2 pseudogenes are annotated in these 392 nt (G+C 41.3%); both read left to right on the forward strand.

From position 1 onward, the window contains the following. Nucleotides 1-162, forward strand: a pseudogene (locus J582_RS25610) (IS481 family transposase); the annotation flags it as partial. A gap of 1 nt (nt 163) precedes the next feature. After that, nucleotides 164-331, forward strand: a pseudogene (locus tag J582_RS26700) (integrase core domain-containing protein); the annotation flags it as partial. Between the last annotated feature and the right edge of the window lie 61 nt (nt 332-392).

Below are 392 nucleotides of genomic sequence, written 5' to 3' on the forward strand. Positions count from 1 at the left end.
CAGCTATGCATTCACCTTGCTGATTTTATTGCTGCATACAACTTCGGCCGCAGACTCAAAACACTCAGGAGCCTGACTCCCTACGAATTCATCTGCAAACAGTGGACAGATGAACCTGAACTTTTTAAAATTGATCCGATCCATCAAATGCCGGGACTAAACATATTTAAAAGCAGATTGGCAAGGTTTAGCAGATGTACAACTTGCGACACTAAACTGGGTAGATTGGTTCAATAAAAAGCGTGTACACAGTGCACTGGGTTATGTGTCGCCTTTTGAGTTTGAAGCAATGTACTATGATAAGATTAACCCGTTAGGTCAGGTGGCTTAACTTAAATAAAAAAGTCTCCGACAAAAATAAAAAAGTCTCCGACAAACCCGGTACGGTTCAG

Origin of the sequence: Acinetobacter sp. 1566109 (assembly GCF_000582255.1) — a bacterium.
Lineage (GTDB): Bacteria > Pseudomonadota > Gammaproteobacteria > Pseudomonadales > Moraxellaceae > Acinetobacter > Acinetobacter nosocomialis.